At 34.7% G+C, this 20,151-nt stretch carries 19 protein-coding genes, 2 pseudogenes and 1 riboswitch; of the genes and pseudogenes, 6 read left to right on the forward strand and 15 right to left on the reverse strand.

All coding sequences use genetic code 11. The features are described from left to right. Positions 1–4: 4 nt before the first annotated feature. The 9 genes from THEXY_RS09955 to THEXY_RS09995 form a co-directional block, all read right to left on the reverse strand. Positions 5–490: an ECF transporter S component gene (locus THEXY_RS09955; RefSeq protein WP_013788708.1), complete on the reverse strand. Its 486-nt coding sequence runs from the start codon at positions 488–490 to the stop codon at positions 5–7. Next, on the reverse strand, positions 491–1,441 hold the full coding sequence (cbiB, locus tag THEXY_RS09960; protein WP_013788709.1) for an adenosylcobinamide-phosphate synthase CbiB: 951 nt from the start codon (positions 1,439–1,441) through the stop codon (positions 491–493). It abuts the gene before it with no gap. A 1-nt stretch (position 1,442) separates the two neighbouring features. Continuing rightward, positions 1,443–2,957 (reverse strand): cobyric acid synthase, encoded by a 1,515-nt coding sequence (locus THEXY_RS09965; RefSeq protein ID WP_013788710.1) that lies wholly within the window; start codon positions 2,955–2,957, stop codon positions 1,443–1,445. Continuing rightward, positions 2,947–4,329, reverse strand: a complete 1,383-nt coding sequence (locus THEXY_RS09970) for a cobyrinic acid a,c-diamide synthase CobB (protein WP_013788711.1) — start codon at positions 4,327–4,329, stop codon at positions 2,947–2,949. Before THEXY_RS09970 ends, THEXY_RS09965 begins: the two co-directional genes overlap by 11 nt. Continuing rightward, the gene (locus tag THEXY_RS09975; RefSeq protein WP_013788712.1) at positions 4,322–5,122 is read right to left on the reverse strand and encodes an ABC transporter ATP-binding protein; all 801 of its coding nucleotides are present in this window, start codon (positions 5,120–5,122) and stop codon (positions 4,322–4,324) included. Before THEXY_RS09975 ends, THEXY_RS09970 begins: the two co-directional genes overlap by 8 nt. A 1-nt stretch (position 5,123) precedes the next feature. Continuing rightward, positions 5,124–6,113: a FecCD family ABC transporter permease gene (locus tag THEXY_RS09980; RefSeq protein ID WP_013788713.1), complete on the reverse strand. Its 990-nt coding sequence runs from the start codon at positions 6,111–6,113 to the stop codon at positions 5,124–5,126. A gap of 1 nt (position 6,114) precedes the next feature. Next, complete coding sequence (locus tag THEXY_RS09985; protein WP_013788714.1) at positions 6,115–7,065, reverse strand: ABC transporter substrate-binding protein; 951 nt, start codon at positions 7,063–7,065, stop codon at positions 6,115–6,117. A gap of 145 nt (positions 7,066–7,210) precedes the next feature. Next, positions 7,211–7,382, reverse strand: a riboswitch (cobalamin riboswitch). Positions 7,383–7,780: 398 nt separating this feature from the next. Then, positions 7,781–8,443, reverse strand: coding sequence for a hypothetical protein (locus THEXY_RS09990; protein WP_013788716.1), 663 nt, complete (start codon positions 8,441–8,443; stop codon positions 7,781–7,783). Between the two features lie 67 nt (positions 8,444–8,510). Then, the gene (locus THEXY_RS09995; RefSeq protein WP_013788717.1) at positions 8,511–9,008 is read right to left on the reverse strand and encodes a hypothetical protein; all 498 of its coding nucleotides are present in this window, start codon (positions 9,006–9,008) and stop codon (positions 8,511–8,513) included. A gap of 146 nt (positions 9,009–9,154) precedes the next feature. Here THEXY_RS09995 and THEXY_RS10000 point away from each other — a divergent pair. Beyond that, a pseudogene (locus THEXY_RS10000) lies at positions 9,155–10,509 on the forward strand (IS1380-like element ISTps2 family transposase). Positions 10,510–10,885: 376 nt separating this feature from the next. Here THEXY_RS10000 and THEXY_RS12655 read toward each other — a convergent pair. Then, positions 10,886–11,032, reverse strand: coding sequence for a hypothetical protein (locus THEXY_RS12655; RefSeq protein WP_195890936.1), 147 nt, complete (start codon positions 11,030–11,032; stop codon positions 10,886–10,888). A 143-nt stretch (positions 11,033–11,175) separates the two neighbouring features. Then, positions 11,176–11,947, reverse strand: a pseudogene (locus tag THEXY_RS10005) (Rpn family recombination-promoting nuclease/putative transposase). A 198-nt stretch (positions 11,948–12,145) separates the two neighbouring features. Between THEXY_RS10005 and THEXY_RS10010 the strand changes: the two are divergent. Both THEXY_RS10010 and THEXY_RS10015 read left to right on the forward strand, forming a co-directional pair. Then, entirely contained in the window at positions 12,146–12,703 is a 558-nt protein-coding gene (locus THEXY_RS10010; protein ID WP_041592122.1) for an RNA polymerase sigma factor, read from the forward strand. Then, on the forward strand, positions 12,700–13,452 hold the full coding sequence (locus THEXY_RS10015) for a DUF4367 domain-containing protein (protein WP_013788721.1): 753 nt from the start codon (positions 12,700–12,702) through the stop codon (positions 13,450–13,452). Before THEXY_RS10010 ends, THEXY_RS10015 begins: the two co-directional genes overlap by 4 nt. Positions 13,453–13,695: 243 nt before the next feature. On the opposite strand, the gene THEXY_RS10020 is transcribed toward THEXY_RS10015, so the two are convergent. From THEXY_RS10020 to THEXY_RS10030, 3 genes are all read right to left on the reverse strand, one after another. Further along, entirely contained in the window at positions 13,696–15,144 is a 1,449-nt protein-coding gene (locus THEXY_RS10020; protein ID WP_013788722.1) for an amino acid permease, read from the reverse strand. Positions 15,145–15,303: 159 nt separating this feature from the next. Further along, positions 15,304–16,440, reverse strand: coding sequence for a THUMP domain-containing class I SAM-dependent RNA methyltransferase (locus THEXY_RS10025; protein WP_013788723.1), 1,137 nt, complete (start codon positions 16,438–16,440; stop codon positions 15,304–15,306). A 56-nt stretch (positions 16,441–16,496) separates the two neighbouring features. After that, a complete protein-coding gene (locus THEXY_RS10030) occupies positions 16,497–17,231 on the reverse strand; it encodes a class I SAM-dependent DNA methyltransferase (protein ID WP_013788724.1) in 735 nt (244 codons plus the stop codon). 155 nt (positions 17,232–17,386) lie between these two features. On the opposite strand from THEXY_RS10030, the gene THEXY_RS10035 reads away from it, so the two are divergent. From THEXY_RS10035 to THEXY_RS10045, 3 genes are all read left to right on the forward strand, one after another. Further along, positions 17,387–18,250 (forward strand): DUF2156 domain-containing protein, encoded by an 864-nt coding sequence (locus THEXY_RS10035; protein ID WP_013788725.1) that lies wholly within the window; start codon positions 17,387–17,389, stop codon positions 18,248–18,250. 73 nt (positions 18,251–18,323) lie between these two features. After that, entirely contained in the window at positions 18,324–18,812 is a 489-nt protein-coding gene (locus THEXY_RS10040) for an Lrp/AsnC family transcriptional regulator (protein WP_013788726.1), read from the forward strand. After that, complete coding sequence (locus THEXY_RS10045; RefSeq protein ID WP_013788727.1) at positions 18,809–19,972, forward strand: pyridoxal phosphate-dependent aminotransferase; 1,164 nt, start codon at positions 18,809–18,811, stop codon at positions 19,970–19,972. The genes THEXY_RS10040 and THEXY_RS10045 overlap by 4 nt, the downstream gene beginning before the upstream one ends. 14 nt (positions 19,973–19,986) lie before the next feature. Here THEXY_RS10045 and THEXY_RS12420 read toward each other — a convergent pair whose 3' ends face one another. Then, a complete protein-coding gene (locus THEXY_RS12420; protein WP_013788728.1) occupies positions 19,987–20,139 on the reverse strand; it encodes a FeoB-associated Cys-rich membrane protein in 153 nt (50 codons plus the stop codon). Between the last annotated feature and the right edge of the window lie 12 nt (positions 20,140–20,151).

Raw genomic sequence — 20,151 nt, forward strand, 5'->3', positions numbered from 1 at the left:
TCTATCACCTTTTTGTCATTTTTAAAACTGTCTTATAAATGATAGACGCTAAAAGGACATTTGTAAAAGATGCAATAGTAAGAGGTAACACCATCTGAATGAAAAATCCCCAACCGTACTGCGGTACAAAGATAAGTGTTGCAACAGGCCCATTTAATATGGTACCAACAGCGACCGCTACATAGCTGTTAAACTTCTTATACACCAGTGAATAAAAATATGCACATACAGCCATCGACACAGCAATGATAATGTGATTTGGTATTCCAAGCGGAAAACCAGATGTAAGTGCAGTAAAAATGTGGCCTAAAGAAATGACGATTGCTCCTATGTAGCTTCCGAAATAAAGAGATGCAAAATAACCCGGCAGTGAATCAAACGCCACCGTATTGTAAACTTTAATCATGGCACCAACGGCACTCATGGCAATAAGCATAGCCACAAGTGTCAATGTTTTAACATTTTTAATCGTTGTTGTTTTTGTATTCATCTATATACCTCCTGTTAATATTGTTTTAAAAGCAAAGAATAAAATAAGCCCCAGAAAAGATGTCATATACATTATCTTTACAGTATCTTTGATGTGGTTCAATTCAGGTGCTTCTTTGCCATCTCCCAACTTCGGTTTCAGTTCAGGCTTTCCAAAATAGTAGTTAAGCCCTCCTAACTCCACATTTAGCGCACCTGCAACAGCAGCTTCCCCATGTGCACTATTGGGACTTTCGTGCTTTAATCTATCCCTTTTTAAAATGCGGAAACTATTTTTATAATCATATCTCAGCAAAAATGATGATGCTACAATCAAAAGCCCTGTTATCCTGGCTGGCAGGAAATTTAAAATATCGTCAAGCTTTGCAGAAGCATATCCTATGTTTAAATATCTTTCATTTTTATAGCCAACCATCGAGTCAAGTGTACTGGAAGCCTTGTAGGCCAATGCCAACGGCGCACCGCCTATAAAAGCGTAAAACAAAGGCCCAATTATACCATCAGATATGTTTTCCGCCACTGTCTCAACAGCACCTCTTATGATATCACTGTAGCCTAAATTTTCCGTATCACGGCTTACAATGAAAGACAACATCTTCCGAGCTTCAAAAATGTTGTCTTTTTTAAGAGGATTGTATACTCTCATAGCTGATTTCGCTAAATCATTAGTTGCAAGGCAAGTATAGATGAGAAGCATATCTAAAATCTTGCCCAAATAAACATTTATTTCTTTCACAATGTAAATGATAAAGTACCCGCTTATATAGCTTGTAAAGACAACAATGGCACACAAGAAATAACCGGCGATTCTTTCTTGCCTTTCAGTTTTAGCAATCTTTCTAAATTTGCACTCTAAAAAGCTGATTAGTCTTCCCATGAGTCTTACTGGATGAGGATATCCTGGCGGATCGCCTATCATTAGATCTAAAAAATATGCAGCTATCACTTCCATATCAGATACTACCTTTCATTATCTGGTAAATTTTATTTATGTCTAAGCTTTTTCTTACTACATCTGCCAACCTGTCGTACTCTCTTTCTTTAAATTTCCTGTAGTCTTCAATGTAATCTATATCTTTTAACCCCTTTGAACTTCTTAAAATATTTACAAGTCTCCTTGTGAACTCCGTGTTTTCAAATATTCCATGCATATACGTACCAAACACTTTCCCGTCACTGCTTACACATCCGTCACTGACAGATATTTTTTCATCGTTTCTTGTAATGATATTGGAAAAACTTTTTTCTCCTGTAGAACTTATGCCCATGTGTATCTCGTATCCATTTACAAATAGCCCCTTAATTGGTGATAAAAAATCAGGCAAATCATCGGAAATTTGGGATTTAACTTGTGTTGTGATCTTTTCATGTGAAATAACTGTCTCTACATCCAATAATCCTAAACCTTCCATCTCACTAACAGGCCCTTCTATGTGTTGTGGATCCAATATCCTTTTTCCCAGCATCTGATATCCTCCACATATGCCGATTATAAGCTTTCCCATTTTTCTCAAATTCAAAATCTCATGATGAAGTCTGGCATCTTTAAGTGCTTTAAGATCTCCTATCGTATTTTTCGTACCTGGTATTATCAATACATCGCAGTCGCCGATTTTCTCCCCTTTATTTACGTACTTTACATTTACATCTTGAATCTTCTTCAATGGTTCAAAATCAGTAAAATTGGATATGTGTGGAAGATTTAAAATCGCAATATCAATAGCCCCACCGCTTTTTCTCCCGTAATAAGCATCTGTCGCACTGTCCTCCTCATCAACATATACATCCGTGTAAGGAACTACACCGATGACATCTTTTTTAATTATGTCCTCCAACATCTTTAAGCCTGGCTTTAATATCTCTAAGTCGCCTCTAAATTTGTTTATTATGACTCCTTTTACCCTTTCTCTTTCATCATCATTTAAAAGCAATAGTGTGCCTGCAATAGACGCGAAGACACCGCCTTTATCTATGTCACCTACTATCAATACCGGTGAATCCACCAACTCCGCCAATCCCATATTTACAACGTCTTTTTCTCTAAGATTTATCTCGGCAGGACTTCCAGCACCTTCAATCACTACTATGTCGTACGACTGGCTAAGCTTGTCAAAATCCTCTTTTATCATGCTTAAAAGTTTCGGCTTGAATTCCTGGTAATAAGATGCATCCATGCTATCATAAACTCTGCCTCTTAGTATAACTTGACAATTTTTGTCTGAGCTTGGCTTTAAAAGTATGGGATTCATAAGCACCGACGGTTTTATGCCTGCAGCTTCAGCTTGTACAGCTTGTGCTCGTCCCATCTCCAAACCCTCATCTGTTATAAAAGAATTAAGAGCCATATTTTGTGACTTAAATGGTGCCACCGAATATCCGTCCTGCTTAAATATCCTGCAGAGAGCAGCCACCAACAAGCTTTTCCCAACAGATGATGCCGTACCTTGAAGCATTATCTTAAATGCCATACTTTCCCATCTCCCGACCATAATCTTTGCAATGGCTTATAAATCTTTCTACAGCATTTGGGTATTTCAATAAGTTGATGTGAACATAAGTACCTAAACAATTTTTGTACACATATCCGCACGGCCACTTTTCTTCAGAATGTGGTTTATGCACTTCATATGCAAAATCATCGTGTATCCCTGACATCTTCGAATTGTGAAAAACATGACCAAAGATGACATCTCCTTTTTTAAATAACACATTGTCCTTTACAACTTCTGCCTCAGCGTAGCCAAAATTGACTAACCTTTTCGTCATGATGGCATCTAAATCGAATATTCCCACCATGTTGTATCCATCTCCATTTAGATCAACAATTTTTTTCGCAAGGTACATAAAACCACCACATTCCGCGTAGACTGGCATTCCTTTTTCAATGCTTTCTTTAATTGAAAATAACATAGAATGATTTTTGCTTAATCTTTCAGCAAAAACTTCCGGAAATCCTCCACCTAAGTAAATTCCAACTGCATCTTTAGGAATAACATCCTCATGCAGTGGACTAAATGGTATTAACTCTACTCCTGCATAAATCAATGAATCTAAGCTATCCTGATAGTAAAAATTAAACGCCTCATCGTATGCAAATGCAATCTTGATATCTTCTTTTGTCTTTGCTGCCGCTTTTCCATCGTCTAAATCATCTTTTTTCAATTCCACATCGCATGAATCGAGAATGCCATCTACATCTATAAACTCACCTATTCTGTCGTACAAAATGCTGAAATTGTGCTCTCCCTTTGTCTCGTATATAGGCATAAGACCAAGATGTCTCTCGGGTAGACTTATCATATCATCTTGTGGAAGATATCCAAATGCCTTTATACCCAAATCTCTTTCGATACATTCTTTTAAAAGCTTATAGTGTTTTTCGCTGCCGACTTTATTGAAAATTACTCCTTTAATCTTTACATCTTTATCGTATTCTATATAGCCCTTAACTAAGGCAGAAACACTTGCGGCAATTCCAGATGCATCAACGACAAGTACGACAGGTAAGCTTAAAAGTTTTGCCACATAAGCACTGCTGCCATAGCTTGTATTATTGATTCCGTCGTACATGCCCATGACGCCTTCTACTAAAGCTACATCTCCAGATAAAGCGTGCTTTAAAAAGGACTTTTTTACGTAATCATCTCCAAGCATGTAAACATCCAAATTATACGCGGAATTTCCAGATGCAAATCTGTGATATGCTGTGTCTATGTAATCAGGTCCTATTTTAAACGGAATGACTTTGTACTTTTTGGAAAGATATCCTATTATACCAATAGTAATAGTAGTCTTACCTACACCAGAATGAGTTCCAGCTATCATAAATGCTTTACACAATTTTTAAACCATCCCCTTGTCTTTTTGAAATAACAATAAGAGGTGTATCTGTAATGGGATTTCTGATTACATGTGCATCCACAGAAAAAACCATCTTTATATTTTCTACAGTTATAACTTCATTTGGCGTCCCCATTGATATAATCTCTCCATCTTTCATAAGCAGAATAAAATCGCAAAATTGAGATGATAAATTGATGTCATGAAGAACAGAAAACACGAGTATCCCCTTTGCGGTCAATCGCTTAAGTATTGAAAGCACTTCTACTTGATATTTTACATCTAAATGTGAAATCGGCTCATCCAATAACAAAATCTTAGGCTCTTGAGCCAATGCTCTTGCAATGTAAACCCTTTGCCTTTGACCACCGCTTAATTCATTTACATATCTATCCTTAAGATCCCATGTGTTTGTAAGAATCATCGCTTCTTTTACGATGCTTACATCTTTTTCGGTCTCTCTTTGAAACCTCCTTAAATAAGGTGTCCTTCCCATCATCACAACATCGTAAGATGTAAATTCAAAGTCAAAATACAAATCCTGTGGAACATAGCCGATAATCCTTGCTCTATCTTTTGAACGCATTTTGTGGACACTTTTGTCCATCATAAATACATTGCCTCTGCTGGGCTTCAAATAACCTGAAATGTTCTTCAAAAGAGTTGTCTTGCCAGAACCATTGCTTCCCAATATGCCAACCATTTCATATCCATCTATCTTAAAATTTACACCTTTCAAAGCCTGAATATTGCCATAACTATAATGGAGATCTTCAACATTTACTATTGTCATTTCACTTAACCTCTTTATTTTTATTTTTGACAAGAAGGTATAAGAAAAACGGACCACCGCAGGCAGCAGTTATTATGCCAACTGGTATTTCTACAGGAGCCATCACAGTCCTCGCCAGTGTGTCAGCTAACACCAAAAAAGCTGCACCTACAATACCGCTAAAAGGAACTAAAAATCTGTTGTCAGAACCTACAATAAGCCTCGATATGTGTGGCACTATAAGCCCTACAAATCCAATTATACCACCTGCTGAAACAGAAGAAGCCGTTATTAAAGACCCTACAATCAAAATAATTTTCTTTACTCTTTCAGTATCTATTCCCAAATGCTCCGCTATTTCTTCACCTGTCATAATGACATTGAGATCTCTTGAAAACATGTATAACGTTATACATCCAATAAATATGATCGGCACTGTGTAAAAAGTCTGACCCCAACTAATAAGACTAAATCCACCCATGGTCCAAAAGATTATTTGAGACATTTCATCATGATTTAAAAGCATCATGAGAGAAATAATAGATGACATAAAAGCACTGATGGCAATGCCTGCAAGAAGCATCGTCTGCATTTTAATGTAATGTCCTTTTTTGGATATGATGTATACTACGTAAATAGTCATGAGAGCAAACGCAAATGCAAAAAATTGAAGACCAAGAAGCCCAAACCCTAAAACGATAGCAATAGATGCTCCAAATGCAGCTCCTGATGATATGCCTAAAACATAAGGATCTGCCATGGGATTTTTTAGAAGACCTTGAAAGAATGTACCTGTCACAGAAAGTCCCATCCCTGTAAAAGCAGCTTCAATTATTCTTGGGAATCTGAGATTCAACAATATCATCTTGTCTGTAGCATTGCCAACACCAAAAATGACATCAATAATGCTTTTTAATTGCATTTTGACTGCACCCACTGATGCAGAAAACATCAAGGATGCAATCAAAACCATTGCAGAAATTATCAAATAAAAGCTTTTTCTCACTTTCAATTTATTTAAATGCCTCCGGATGCAAATCTTTTGCAATTTCTTCTAATCCTAAGACAATTCTATTAGATGGCTTAGTGACAATGTCATCGTTGGAGATTATAAATATTTTGCCATCTTTCGCCGCTTTTGTATCCTTATAACCTGCCATATTTTTTATTTCATTAGCGTTTGCAGCATGTGGTGATGTGATTATCACATCAGGATTTTTCTGTACTAGTTTCTCCATGCTGTACTGTGCCCATCCGTTTGCATCGCTGGCTACATTGTTTCCACCAGCCAATGTTATAAGCTCATCGATGAATGTTCCCTTGCCAGCCGTCCAGTTCCCATTTGTATCAACAACATAAAACACATTTACTTTCGGCAAATCCTTCACTTTATCATTGATCTCTTTAATTTTATCTTTCATGCTGCTTATTATTTCATTTCCCTTTTCTACATTGCCTGTTATCTCACCTAATATCTTTATTGAATCATATATCTGGTTTATGTTTTGCGCTTCTAATACCACCACTGGTATGCCTGATTTCTCGATAGTCTCCATCTGGTCCTTCCCAGAAAGATTTGATGCAAAAACTATATCAGGTTTCTGAGCCATTATAGCTTCAATATTAGGCCCTTCATATCCTCCAACTTTCGCAACACTTTTTACCTCCGGCGGATAATCGTCGTAATTAGTAACACCAACAACATTTTTGCCAGCGCCAATTGCGTAAATCAGCTCGGTCGTTGATGGAGATAAGGATACGATCCTCTTAGGCTCCTTTTTTATCGTAACTTGCCTACCCATAAAATCAGTAATTTTCAATGGGAATGTATCCTTAACTTCCGTCTTCACAGAATTAGCATTAGTAGATGCTTTTTCCTTTGTAGTTTGAGAACATGAAACAAGACTTAATGAAAGAACTGCTACTATGATGAAAACTACAATATTTTTAATCCACTTTTTCACTTAGATCTCTCCTTCCAATTTCTTAAAGATTTGAAAAATGCAAAACACATAAACATTAACCCAAAAAACTAAGGCATACCGAGAAGGTATGCCCCATATTTTCTAAAGCAAATATGTATCACATTACCAACCTCCCCTCCGAAGGTGTTTTTCTCATCTTAAGGCAGGTCTCCTGGCTTGCGATTCATCTTTAGCTCAACCTTCCCGGTTTCCCCAGTGGTTTTTTGAGCCTCATCATCGCTTACAGTAGCGGGGGCTGCAGCGGCTTCTCACCGCTTTCCCTATTAACCTTTCGGACCTTAAGACCATATTTAGTTTAACTATATTATATCTTTAATGCAAAATTGCGTCAATGAAAATAAACAGCCTTTTTTTGCAATAATTTGTCATGAATTTTTTCATTTCATCCTGTATAAATTTTCACTACTGTAATATCCAAAATCACAAACATGATGAATACCGCTAAAATAATTGAAATCAAAATAAATGCCTTTAAGATAAACTCCCTGTATTTTTTCATCCCACACTCTGCCTCCAATTTCTATAAAACAAATTATCTATATAACGAAAATTTCACAAGATTAATTTCCTCTCTGAATATATAGACAAATTTCTTCCTCATTTTGTTACAGTCTTTTAAAAATTTTTTTATATAAAAAATAGCCCTAAGGGCCAATTATCAAATGAAATGTGTAGTATCAAAAAGCACACTGTTTTAATGAAGTTCAAAACGCAAATCCGAAGCAAGTTCGAAACTGTCATAGTAAAAGTACAATATACCTGATTTAGTATCCAAAAAGAATAGCTTATTAGTCGTATAGTTAGTTCTAAAAGAAGTTGAACCTTTGGACTTTGTATTTGTATATAAATAATAGTATCCATCTCGTTTCACTTTTGGAAATGGATATTTTCTCCCAAGCATTAAATTAGGTTGTGGTAGTGATTTTGCTAATGAGTACGGTATCACTGTGCCAAACTTCCATCCTTTTTCTTCTGCAGATTTTATGAAATCATCCATTTGGGTCTTATTGAACTTCATAACGATGTAACGTAGCTCTTGGTCCCTATCGCCTGTATAGTTATTCTCCAGTATATCAACTGATCTTGGAATGTAAATGCCAGTTTGGGAGGCAACAAAATATTGTGGTCCAGAAAATATCTTAGAAAAAATCAGTATATACAATCCCAAAGTAAAAAGAATACCAACTATTATCCCACACCATTTTATGAAATTCCTATTTCCAGATCGTCTCCATTTATAAAGCGAAAAGCCAAGCCAAACAATCATCAATACAGCTACATTAATAAGAAATATTTCATATATGTAAACCATGCGATTGCCTAAATCCCCTAAGTATAATTGCTTATATAGATTCATTGATATCACCTCACATCATATAGCGAATATAGTAGCTGTTCAAGAAAAATAGCCCCGTTGAGGGACATCAATACATTTTTATATCAAAATTTTGCAGCAATAAGTCTTCTTCCCCGCCGTCCCATTTTATTATCAATTTTATAGGCTTTTTGATTGAATCTAATATTTTCTGCCTTTCATCTGCATCTATTTGAGAGAGATTGGGTAGCCATGCAGATCTGCTAACATCAATACAATTATCTTTTTTCTTTGTATTTGGTGCATTTAAATCTATTCTCTGTTGAATTGGTGTTCCAAAATACACAAGTCCAGATATTATATAAGGCTCAAGCCCTTTGTCAAGAAATACAACAATTTTAATGTTATTTAATTTTTCCTTACTAATGTTCTCAATTCTTATATTATAATTTAGTGGAGTAAATTCATTTGAATCTTGTGTTTTTGGGATGTTTCCAGTAGAATCTAAACCATTCGTCTTTGTATTAGTATTTTTCCCAATCTCAATCGTTGTATTGATTTTAAAATATTTGCTTTTCGTCGTATAATTTAAACTTGGATTCGGCAAGTGAATTTATGAAATGCTCAAATAGAGCCATTTGAGGACTAAATTAAGTGAAAAATTTTTTACAAAAAATATATGGAGATTCCCCTTTTTCTGATAAAATTTAAGTGTTAAACAAAAACATTAACAGAAAGGAGAATCTCCATAGTATGAGTTTAACACTTAATCTTACAAAAGAAAAGGGGTTTTCAAAATATATTTTGCCAGCAACTTTTGACAATTTTACAGTATCAAACAATGTAACTTTTACCTATATCCAAGCATTTAAAGAAAAAATCGGCTTTAATAAAATTCTTTCAAGCATATTATCCTTTAAAAAAGCACCAAATGCTGTCTTCCAACCAGCCGAGATTATTGACTTTATGATTGATTCTGTAATTCAAGGGAATACTCGCTTTCTTCACATGGACCAACTAAGATATGATAATGCATACACAGAAATTAAAGGACATAAAGTTCCCAGCGAAAAAGTATGCAGAGACTTAATTAAAGCCATGCCTGAAAGTTCTCTTGAAGAATTAAGACTTATTAACAAGACTTTGCTTTCCTTGCAATCTAAAGGAACAAAACGTGAAGTCATTATGAATTTTGATGATACAGTTTGTACTATATTTGGAGAGCAGGAAGGTGCTTCAGTAGGTTATAATCCAAGGTACCATGGTCGACCATCTTTCAAAGAGAAAATCGGCATTATTGCTAATACTGATGAACTTGTTAATGTTACTCTTGAAGAAGGTAAACATCACACAAATCATGGTTTCTTAGATTTTGTAAAATCTTGCGAAGAACAGCTTCCTGAAAATTGGATAATTAAGCGAGTACGCGTTGACCGTGGAGCATTTGATTACGATAATATACTGTATTTTGAATCTAAAGGTTATGAATATGTAATGAAAGCTAAAAATCAGGCATGGATCAGATGCTTTATAGACTACGTCAATCAAAGAGAACACCTTTATACTTGGACTGAAATAGATAAGACCTTTAGTGTAAATGAAATATATGCAAAAATGCCTAAATGGGATAAAGCACGCAGAATTGTGATTATACGCAAAAAACTGCCACAGCCCAAAACAGGGCAGATTTGTATGGATATAGACGAATTCAAATATGAATATCAAGCTATAGTAACAAATATTGAGTACATGACACCTGAAGAGATATTTCATGAATACAACCAACGCTGCGACATTGAAAACAAAATAGATGAACTAAAAGAAGGATTTGCTTTTTAAAAAACAGTCAAAGAAACAAATTTTGCAACGAAATATTTTTGCTTATCAAAATGATTGCTTACAATCTCCACAATTGGTTCAAGAGGACTATCTTGCCAGAGTTTATGAAGCATCATGAGATAACCACAATAAGGCGGATATTATATAGTGTACCTGGTAATCTTGTTGGGAAAGGGCGTTATAGGCATATACGTTACCCTAATAATCCGTTTCTTAAAACTGTGATAACGTATATACGAAAAGCGCTAATGGTACTTTGCTTAACATAGTAAACACATAGGATATACCAAAAAATATACCAAATGATAGAAACCGCCATATCAAGTAGACGGTTAGCTTTGCTATACCTTAAAAGAGTAAATTAACTGTAAAAAACGATATAGCTTTTATTCTTTCAATGTAAATATGCAGTTATCAAAGTGCAAAACTTATAATAAAACACCGTTTTTTTACATTTATGGAAATTGAATTTTTAATTTGCTTGCTACTTGCCGAATTCAAGTTAAATTAGGTGCATCGTTTGTCTGATATAGATAAATCTGAAAATGACTTTTCTTATAGCTGTAGTAATCATAATATATAAAAAGACTCAATACAACTGCTGCTATTAAACATAAGATTATTATGCGCTTATTTTTTATAAAATCACCTCCAACCATATTCTTCAGCTATCCTATCACCCATACGATAATTGTACTCAGCTTGTTGTGTAATCCAATTTTCATCATAATAATGTGCTGCAGCATCAATATGAATGATGCGCCAATTTCTGTTAATGTTATTATAAACCAATTATCCTTACTTGGGAAGGTGCTAAATTAGGTCAACTTTTTTGTAACACTTTGTCAATCTATGTAATATATTGTCGGAATTGTGACCGTTTTTCGGTCATCAATAAACTTTAAAAAAAACAGGCATTAAGCCTGTTTATGATCCTAATTCATCAATTTTTTTATCTCCTCTTTTGACAACTCTGTAACCTCTGCTATTCTGTCAATGTCCATACCTTCTTTTAACAACTTCTTTGCTATTTTTATACTTTTTCCTTTTTCGCCTTTCTCAATGCCTTTTTCTATTATCATTTTGTATGTTTCTGATTCTTCAATCCTAAACATCCTCATCACCTCCGAAAAAACTTTCTCAATAATTTCTTTTTTAAAAATTACACCTGACAATAATTCAGCCTTAAATACAATGTCTTTCTTTTTGTTTATGTCTAATGGAATATCTTTTATAGCCTCAACACATCTTTCCAGATATTTTTCTCCTTCTTCTTTCCTTCTATTTTTGTCCATCAACGGAAGCAGTGAATACAAATCATAATAGTCTGTCTTCAAAACATCAGTATATTTTATGTCGCCAACATTTATTATTCTGTATTTATAATCTAATGTGTTTTGTTCTCTAAAGTCGTAGCTTAAGCTATTTGCCATTTTTACATTATCTTTTCCTATATATAGGACTGACTATCTGATATGGTAAGAGATTATGCTTTTCCATTATCTCCATGGAATATCGTAACATCCTGTAAGGCATTTTTCCGTCATTTTCTGATTGAAATTCTATGTGCACAGCGACATTTCCTTTGTCAGTAGTACATTTGAATATCATGTCGCTGTCCCTTCTTTCAACTCTTGCAAATTCTATATTTAGTTCATCGATTTTTGTGTATTGAAGACCTAAAAAATAGCATCTTACCTTTATTATATCATACGAATATTAAAAATACAGATTATTGCCGCAATATTTTATAATGAGGTTTTGTAACAATACTGTAACCATATCTCAAAAACAGATTTTACTTACAAAAATTTTTGTTAAATATCTCACATAAAAAGTTTTATGATATAATCTATTTGACATGCTAAAATTTTGTGGATTAGCATGGGCGAGGGAGGTAGGAAATTGTTTATCTTATTTGACACAATTATAGATGAATGCCAAAGAAAAAAAGTCGAAGATATATATGTAAATTACAGCAAAGATATGTTTAAAGTAGCATACAACATTTTAAACGACTATCAATTGGCACAAGATGCGGTCCAATCTGCTTTTATAAATATTATCAATTATATCGAAAAAATTTCTGATTATGACTGTAACAAAATAAGAGCATTAGTTGTTATTATAGTTAGAAACATCTCAATAAATATGTACAATAAAATAAAGCGGCAAAAAAATTTATTTATTGAAGATGCGGATGAAATTTTCCATGATGACTCGGAGCCGTTTGACGAGAAGATAATAAATAATGACATTTTTAGAAGAGTATCTGAAAAAGTAAAGGAGCTAAAAACAGAGTACGCAGACATTATTTCTCTAAAATACTACTACGGCTACTCTAATAAAGACATCGCAAATCTTTTAAACATCACAGAAGACAATGTAAGAGTAAGACTGTATCGCGCGCGGCAAAGCCTTAAAGATGCTTTATACCAGTATAAAGGAGATGTGGAAATATGAAAGACCTTTACAATGAAAAGCTAAAATCTGAAAGCAAAATATTTGAGGCATTGCTGGAATATGCAGGGGCTTGCCATGTAAACAACATAATTAATGACTTGGAAGAAGCCAATGGTGAAAAAATACCTTACCCTGAAGAATTAAGCATTAAAATTAGACAGATGTTAAGGCATCACAAAAGAAAAGAAGCAGTCAAAAAATTCTTCACATCGGCAAAAATGATCTTCCCAAAAGTCGCGATATTCTTCTTTGTGGTTTTTATTGGCTTCACTGTGGCGATGACAACTGTTTCTGCTTTTAGAGCTCGCGTCTTTAACCTCATAATTGAAATCAAAAAAGATTATACAGACATAAAATTAAAAGAAAACAATGAACCCAGTACGTCTTCTTCCACATCGCTTGTTCCATCCAACTGGGAAAATGAATATTATCTTTCATACGTGCCACATGGGTTCAAGATAAGTAAGGTAGAGTCACAGGAGGTAACCAAAATCATTCAATACACAAATGGCAAAGGCGATTTCATAATTTTCAGTCAAAGTTCCAATGAAAACACTGACATGATGGTTGACACAGAAAATGCTATCACGCAAAAGATTGATATAAACGGCTATGAGGGCATCTTGATTCAAAAAAACGGTTTAAACACCATCGTATGGCGTAAAGACAACAACTTATTCTCCTTAATGTCGAAAATCGATAAGAACGAACTTATAAAAGCTGCCAATAGCATCAAACTGAAAAAATAATTTATTTTAACTGTAACAAAATTAATGCTTATTTGTCTAATATATATGGAGAAAAAACTAACATAGAGGGGATTTAATGTTGAAGAAGAATTTTATTAGAACATTTTTAATAGTCTTTTTTATCATAGTAGTAAACTATGCAATATTTTACGGCATATTTTCTCTGTATATGTCCATTCACCCATAACAAAAAAGGAGTCTTGGTCTTCCAAGGCTCCTTCATCACACTTATTTCTAAAGTTTCTAAAAGCTTTCAGTTTTAACACCTTTGTAATCACTTTGCGCAAGCTTGCTGTGCCTATATCCGTAAAAGACATATACGACAATCCCCAACACAAACCATACTATAAACCTTATCCACGTCTCAAGAGGAAGCGAAACCATTAAAAACACAGTTGATGCAATTGATAAGATAGGCACTAACGGAACAAATGGACATCTAAATTTTCGCGGAAGTTCAGGCTTTGTGTACCTCAAAACAATAACAGCTACTGATACAAGGACAAATGCAAACATGGTTCCTATATTTACAAGTTTTGCAAGTTCATCGATGGAGAAAAATCCTGCAACAACTGCTGCAAATAGTGCAACTATTATCGTACTTGCAACAGGCGTCTTATGCTTTTCATGAAGTTTTGAAAGAAATGGCGGTAAAAGTCCATCTCTTGACATAGCAAAGAATATCCTGGTCTGTCCATACATCATCACTAAAAGAACCGTCGTTATCCCTGCTATCGCACCAAAAGAAACTAATCCCGACGCCCAGTTTATGCCGAGGCTTGTTAATGCAAATGCCACAGGTTCAGGTGTATTAAGTTTTGTATATGATACGACACCTGTAAGAATTGCAACGACAATTATATACAAAATTGTGCTTATTCCTAAAGACCCTAAAATTCCTATAGGCATATCCCTTTCAGGGTTTTTTGTCTCTTCAGCCGCAGTTGATACCGAATCAAACCCAATGTAAGCAAAAAATATTATTGCAGCACCCGAAAATACTCCTTTCCATCCAAACGGCAAAAATGGCTTCCAGTTTGATGGATGTACATGCCATACAGCGACGGCTATGAAAAACAATATTACCATCACTTTAAATATAACAGCGATATTATTTAGTATCGAACTTTCTTTTGTTCCAAAAAGTAGAATTATTCCCAAAAGCAATACTATACCGATAGCCGGTAGATTTATTATTCCACCAGGTGCAGAGCTTGCCGAATTTGCAGCCCATACAGGTATGTTAATGCCAAAGCTGTGAAGCAAACTTGTAAAGTACCCTGACCAACCTAATGCAATGGCAGGTATAGCGAATGCGTACTCCAATATCAAATCCCATCCTATGATCCATGCGAATATCTCACCAAGTGCCACATAACTATAGCTATACGTAGATCCTGCCGCGGGAAATGTAGACGCAAATTCTGCATAACTTAGTGCGGCAAAGGAGCAAGCAATACCCGAAAGAACAAATGACAATATAAGACCTGGTCCTGCATATTTTGCAGCCGCAACGCCAGTCAACACGAAAATACCTGTGCCGATTATGGCGCCAATGCCAAATAAAATAAGGTCAAACCATGATAGCGATTTTTTCAATGCGTGCTTTTTGTCCTGTGTGTCATCTATTATCATTTCAAGAGATTTTTTTCTTAATATATTTGAACTTCCGGCTTTTTCCTTGTGAGCCATTTTATATTAATCCCCCCAGTTTTAATTAGATTTAACTATTTTAAATTATTTATTTAAAATAGGATATTTTATTTTATTATAATTAAAATTATAACGAGCCGCAAATAACTTTTTCATAACTATTAAAATTTTTTTGCAAAAACAAAAGACGCTTACGCGTCATTTTTTCGGCGGCCTTGGTCCAAAATACTGATAATATGTGGTTTTTATCATGCCATTGTATAGCTTCCTTCTTTTGCTTGCATCTCTTCCAAAAAGTTTTTCAAAATTTTCATGCGATGTTATTATATAGTAGGACCACGTATCAAGCTTTGAAAATACTTTCCCCATCTCCATATACAATTTCTCCACCTCTTTTAATTCTCCCATTCTTTCACCATAAGGCGGATTGCAGATTATTATGCCATATTTATCATCGGTTTTTAGATCTTTCAAAGATCTCTTTGAAAATTTCACACGATCACTAACACCGGCCTTTTTGGCATTGTCTATAGATAATTTTACCGCATCTTCATCAGCGTCATATCCACTTATATTAAGTTTTACGTCTTTTTTGATTAAATCAAAAGCTTCATTTCTCACGTCAGTCCACAGCTTTTTTGGAATCTGCCTCCATCTTTCCGATGAAAATTGTCGATATAGCCCTGGAGCCATATTTGCACCAATTAAAGCAGCTTCAATAGGTATAGTTCCTGACCCACAAAATGGATCGATAAGCGGTCTATCATATCTCCAATAGCTTAACATTATCATAGCAGAAGCCAAAGTTTCCCTTAAAGGCGCCACATTTGACACAGCTCTATATCCTCTTTTATGAAGCCCCTCTCCACTTGTATCTATCATCAGTATAGCCTTGTCCTTCATTAATGAAAATTTTATCTTGTATACTGGACCATCTTCCTCAAACCACTCTCTTTTGTACTTCTTCTTGAGCCTTTCCACAACTGCTTTCTTCACTATCGACTGGCAATCAGGCACACTAAAAAGCTTCGATTTAAGAGAGTATCCATCTACAGGAAACTGTCCATTTTCAGGAATCCACTCTTCCCAAGGCAAAGACTTTACACCTTCAAAAAGCTGGTCAAACGTGGTAGCTGTAAATTCACCAACTTTAATGTAGATTCTCTCGGCAGTCCTTAACCACAAATTTGACTTACATATAGCAGGTATATCGCCACTAAATGTCACTTTCCCATCTTCTACTTTTACATCATCATAGCCTAAAGATCTTATCTCATTAGCCGTAACTGATTCGATTCCAAAAAGTGTAGGTGCTATCAATTCTATTTTTGACATATCACTATCTCCCATTTATTAATTCCAAAATTAATTTTTCACTACACAACAACATATTAAATGTTGCAGAAAATGAAAGCCCTATCTAAACTATCTGCATCTTCAACAATATCAAATTTTCTATTCATTACTCTGACACTTTTAAATCCAACCATTTTTAATTCATTTACAACTTCGTCTAGTGAAAAACTCATTTCATGAACTGTTTCTTCATATTCTTCATACAGCCTTCCTTCTTTCTTTAAAAAGGCAGTAAATGTTATAAAAGCATTATCTCCAAAAGATATGCTTTTGGAAATATAGTAATCGCCGTTTGAATACTTCCTTATATGGATATTATTCCAATTATCTCTCAAATCTTTCAATGTGTTCATGTCAAACATGAAAACTCCGTTTTCTTTAAGATGCCTTTTAACACAGCTAAACATAGATTTCCACTTTTGAAAATCCGTCATGTGATTTATAGCATCAAATGTACATGTAATGAGATCGTATTTCTTGCCTAAATCAAAATCGCTCATATCGCCAAGATGAAACTTTATATCGTAACCATACTTTCTACAATTTTCAACTGCCTTCTTAAGCATTTCTTCAGATAAGTCAAGACCTTCCACATTTATGCCATCTCTTAAAGCACCTATACAAAAGACCCCAGTTCCACACGCCAAATCTAACATCGTCTTAACATTAAATCCAGCATTGTCTAAAAATCTTTTAAAATCTGGCCACAACTCCTTCGCGTAAGAATCCCAACCTAATCTATCGTAAAATTTAGCAAATTCGTCGTACATAAAAACACCTCTTAATTATTTTTCCCATTATTCTTCTATATTATATTATCACAACGCTTAAGTCAATTTTGTTATTCAACCGCTGTGTGTTATAATATTAACACATGTGAATAACTATATTCAATAAATAATCATTATCCAAGAGGTGAAAATAGTTGAAACCATTATCTATAGACGACAAAAATGTTTTTGATGAATACTTTTATGCATATCCACCAGAAATATCGGAATACACATTTACAAATCTCCTTATGTGGAATCACGTTTACGACATTAGATATGAGATAATCGATGGGTGTCTTTTGATTGCTTCAGGCAATAACGTATTTCCTCCTGTAGGTCCACCTGAAAATACATTAAATGCACTGGAAAAATTTTGTGAAATGCTTAAAAAAGATTACTCTGAAATCAATCTAACTCGCTTTGACAATGATTTTGCCTCTAAGATTAGAGAAAACTTTAATGTTGAGATGGAGCCAGATGAAGACAATTTTGACTACGTGTACAATACACAAGATCTCATCAATCTTTCTGGTAGAAAATATCACAATAAAAAAAATCATATAAACAAATTTTTAAAAACTTATGATTATACATTAGAAGCATTATCTTCTGTAAATGCTTTAGAATGCTTAAAATTTACTGAAAAATGGATTTCCTTAAAAGACATAGAGGAAAATCCCGGAATATTAAAGGAATTTGATGCGATAAAAAAAGTTCTGGAAAACTACGATTTTTTTAATGTAAAAGGAATTGTATTAAAGATAAACGGAAAAATAGAAGCATATTCATTCGGAGAAAAATTAAATCCAGAAACAGCAGTGACTCACATAGAAAAGGCAAATTCAGAGATTAAAGACGCATACGCATTTATAAACATGTGCTTTGCTAAGCTAATGTCTGAATACAAATATATAAACAGGGAGCAAGATTTGGGAATCCCAGGCCTTAGGTATGCAAAGAAGTCATACCACCCTGCAAAGATGATATTGAAATTCAAAGGAAAGTTGCAAATTTAAAACTTTAATAGATTGAATTATTATAATTTTTGTATTATAATGTGCATAACATTATTTTTGGGAGGTGCCGTGAATGTCTAAAAAGATGGATATAGTAGAGCTTCTTCATGAAAACAGCCGTCTGACAGATAAGCAAATATCCATAATCACTGGACTCAGCGAAGATGAAGTAAAGAATATAGTAAAAAGCCTTGAAGAAGAAAAAGTCATATTAAAGTACAGCACATTGGTCAATTGGGAAAAAACCGAAAAGGAAGTAGTGCGAGCACTTATTGATGTAAGAGTCACACCGCAGCAAGGACAGGGCTTTAATGCTATTGCTGAAAGAATCGGACAATACGATGAAGTAAAATCTGTATCTTTAATCTCTGGCGGATATGACCTATCAGTAGAAGTAGAAGGTAAAACCATGAAAGAGATAGCTATTTTCGTAGCAGAAAGACTGGCTCCTATTGACGGCGTATTAAGTACAACTACACACTTCATACTTAAAAGATACAAACAAGATGGGGTGTTTTTTACAGACGGTCCTGAAGACAAAAGATTGGTGGTAACACCATGAATAATAAATACATTTCAGATGTAGTAAAAAATATTCCACCGTCTGGAATAAGGAAATTCTTCGATCTTGTTACAAATTCACGAGATATTATCTCTCTCGGTGTTGGCGAACCAGATTTTGTGACGCCATGGACTGTGCGAAAAGAAGCCATAGATGTGCTTGACAGAGGTGCCACTACGTATACGTCAAACCTTGGACTCTTAGAATTAAGAAAAGCCGTATCATTCTTTCTAAAAAATCATTACGGCTTAAATTACGATCCTGAAAAGGAAATAATGATAACCGTAGGCGCCAGTGAAGCCATAGACTTAGCGCTTAGATGTCTTATTAATGATGGTGATGAAGTTTTAGTGCCTGTGCCAAGTTATGTCTCTTATTCACCTTGCATAGAGCTTACAAGAGGAGTGCCAGTATACGTACCTACCTATGAAGAAAACAATTTTATAATAACACCTGATGATTTGAAATCAAAAATAACCAGTAAGACAAAAGCACTTATACTTCCATATCCAAATAATCCTACAGGTGCTATCATGAAAAAAGAAGACTTAGAAGCTATAAAAGACATAATAATAGAACATGATTTGATCGTAATATCTGATGAAATCTACAGTGAACTCACTTACGACGGAAAACACGTAAGCATAGCTTCACTGCCTGATATGAAGGAAAGGACTATCGTTTTAAACGGATTTTCAAAAGCTTTTGCCATGACGGGTTGGAGATTAGGATATATAGCAGCGGAACATAGCTTCATAGAGGCTATGAATAAGATTCACCAGTATACGACAATATGCGCTCCCATAATGGCACAATACGCAGGCATAAAAGCGATATACGAGTGCGAAGATGATATAGAAAAGATGCGCAAAACTTACGATCAAAGAAGGCGCCTCATAGTAAATGGCTTCAGAGAAATAGGATTTGATTGCTTTGAACCAAAAGGAGCTTTTTATATATTCCCTTCAATTAAAAAAACAGGCCTTTCATCTCAAGAATTTTGCGAAAGGCTTTTAAAAGAAGAAAAAATAGCCGTCGTACCAGGAGATGCTTTTGGACCCGGAGGAGACGGATTTATAAGGGTATCTTATGCGTATTCTATCGATAAGATTATGAAAGCTCTTGAAAGAATAGAAAGCTTTGCTAAGAGAGTGTTTTAAAAAAGTAGGTTTCCCTACTTTTTTTGCTTTACTGCAGAAAATTTAGGACAACTGGAAGAACAACTGCCGCAATTGCATTGGCCAGAAGTGCTTTTCTTTATGTTTTTGTAAAGAATAAACACCGCTGCAGCCACTATTGCTACAGTTGCAATCACTTCAATAATCATAGGCCCACTCCT

This window comes from Thermoanaerobacterium xylanolyticum LX-11, assembly GCF_000189775.2.
GTDB lineage: Bacteria > Bacillota > Thermoanaerobacteria > Thermoanaerobacterales > Thermoanaerobacteraceae > Thermoanaerobacterium > Thermoanaerobacterium thermosulfurigenes.

Excerpts from the sequence above, each read along its gene's own strand:
- THEXY_RS09955 (WP_013788708.1), bottom strand. The coding sequence starts at position 490 with ATGAATACAAAAACAACAACGATTAAAAATGTTAAAACATTGACACTT.
- cbiB (WP_013788709.1), bottom strand. The coding sequence starts at position 1,441 with ATGGAAGTGATAGCTGCATATTTTTTAGATCTAATGATAGGCGATCCG.
- THEXY_RS09965 (WP_013788710.1), bottom strand. The coding sequence starts at position 2,957 with ATGGCATTTAAGATAATGCTTCAAGGTACGGCATCATCTGTTGGGAAA.
- THEXY_RS09975 (WP_013788712.1), bottom strand. The coding sequence starts at position 5,122 with ATGACAATAGTAAATGTTGAAGATCTCCATTATAGTTATGGCAATATT.
- THEXY_RS09990 (WP_013788716.1), bottom strand. The coding sequence starts at position 8,443 with ATGAATCTATATAAGCAATTATACTTAGGGGATTTAGGCAATCGCATG.
- THEXY_RS10015 (WP_013788721.1), top strand. The coding sequence starts at position 12,700 with ATGAAAGACCTTTACAATGAAAAGCTAAAATCTGAAAGCAAAATATTT.
- THEXY_RS10020 (WP_013788722.1), bottom strand. The coding sequence starts at position 15,144 with ATGGCTCACAAGGAAAAAGCCGGAAGTTCAAATATATTAAGAAAAAAA.
- THEXY_RS10025 (WP_013788723.1), bottom strand. The coding sequence starts at position 16,440 with ATGTCAAAAATAGAATTGATAGCACCTACACTTTTTGGAATCGAATCA.
- THEXY_RS10030 (WP_013788724.1), bottom strand. The coding sequence starts at position 17,231 with ATGTACGACGAATTTGCTAAATTTTACGATAGATTAGGTTGGGATTCT.
- THEXY_RS10040 (WP_013788726.1), top strand. The coding sequence starts at position 18,324 with ATGTCTAAAAAGATGGATATAGTAGAGCTTCTTCATGAAAACAGCCGT.
- THEXY_RS10045 (WP_013788727.1), top strand. The coding sequence starts at position 18,809 with ATGAATAATAAATACATTTCAGATGTAGTAAAAAATATTCCACCGTCT.
- THEXY_RS12420 (WP_013788728.1), bottom strand. The coding sequence starts at position 20,139 with ATGATTATTGAAGTGATTGCAACTGTAGCAATAGTGGCTGCAGCGGTG.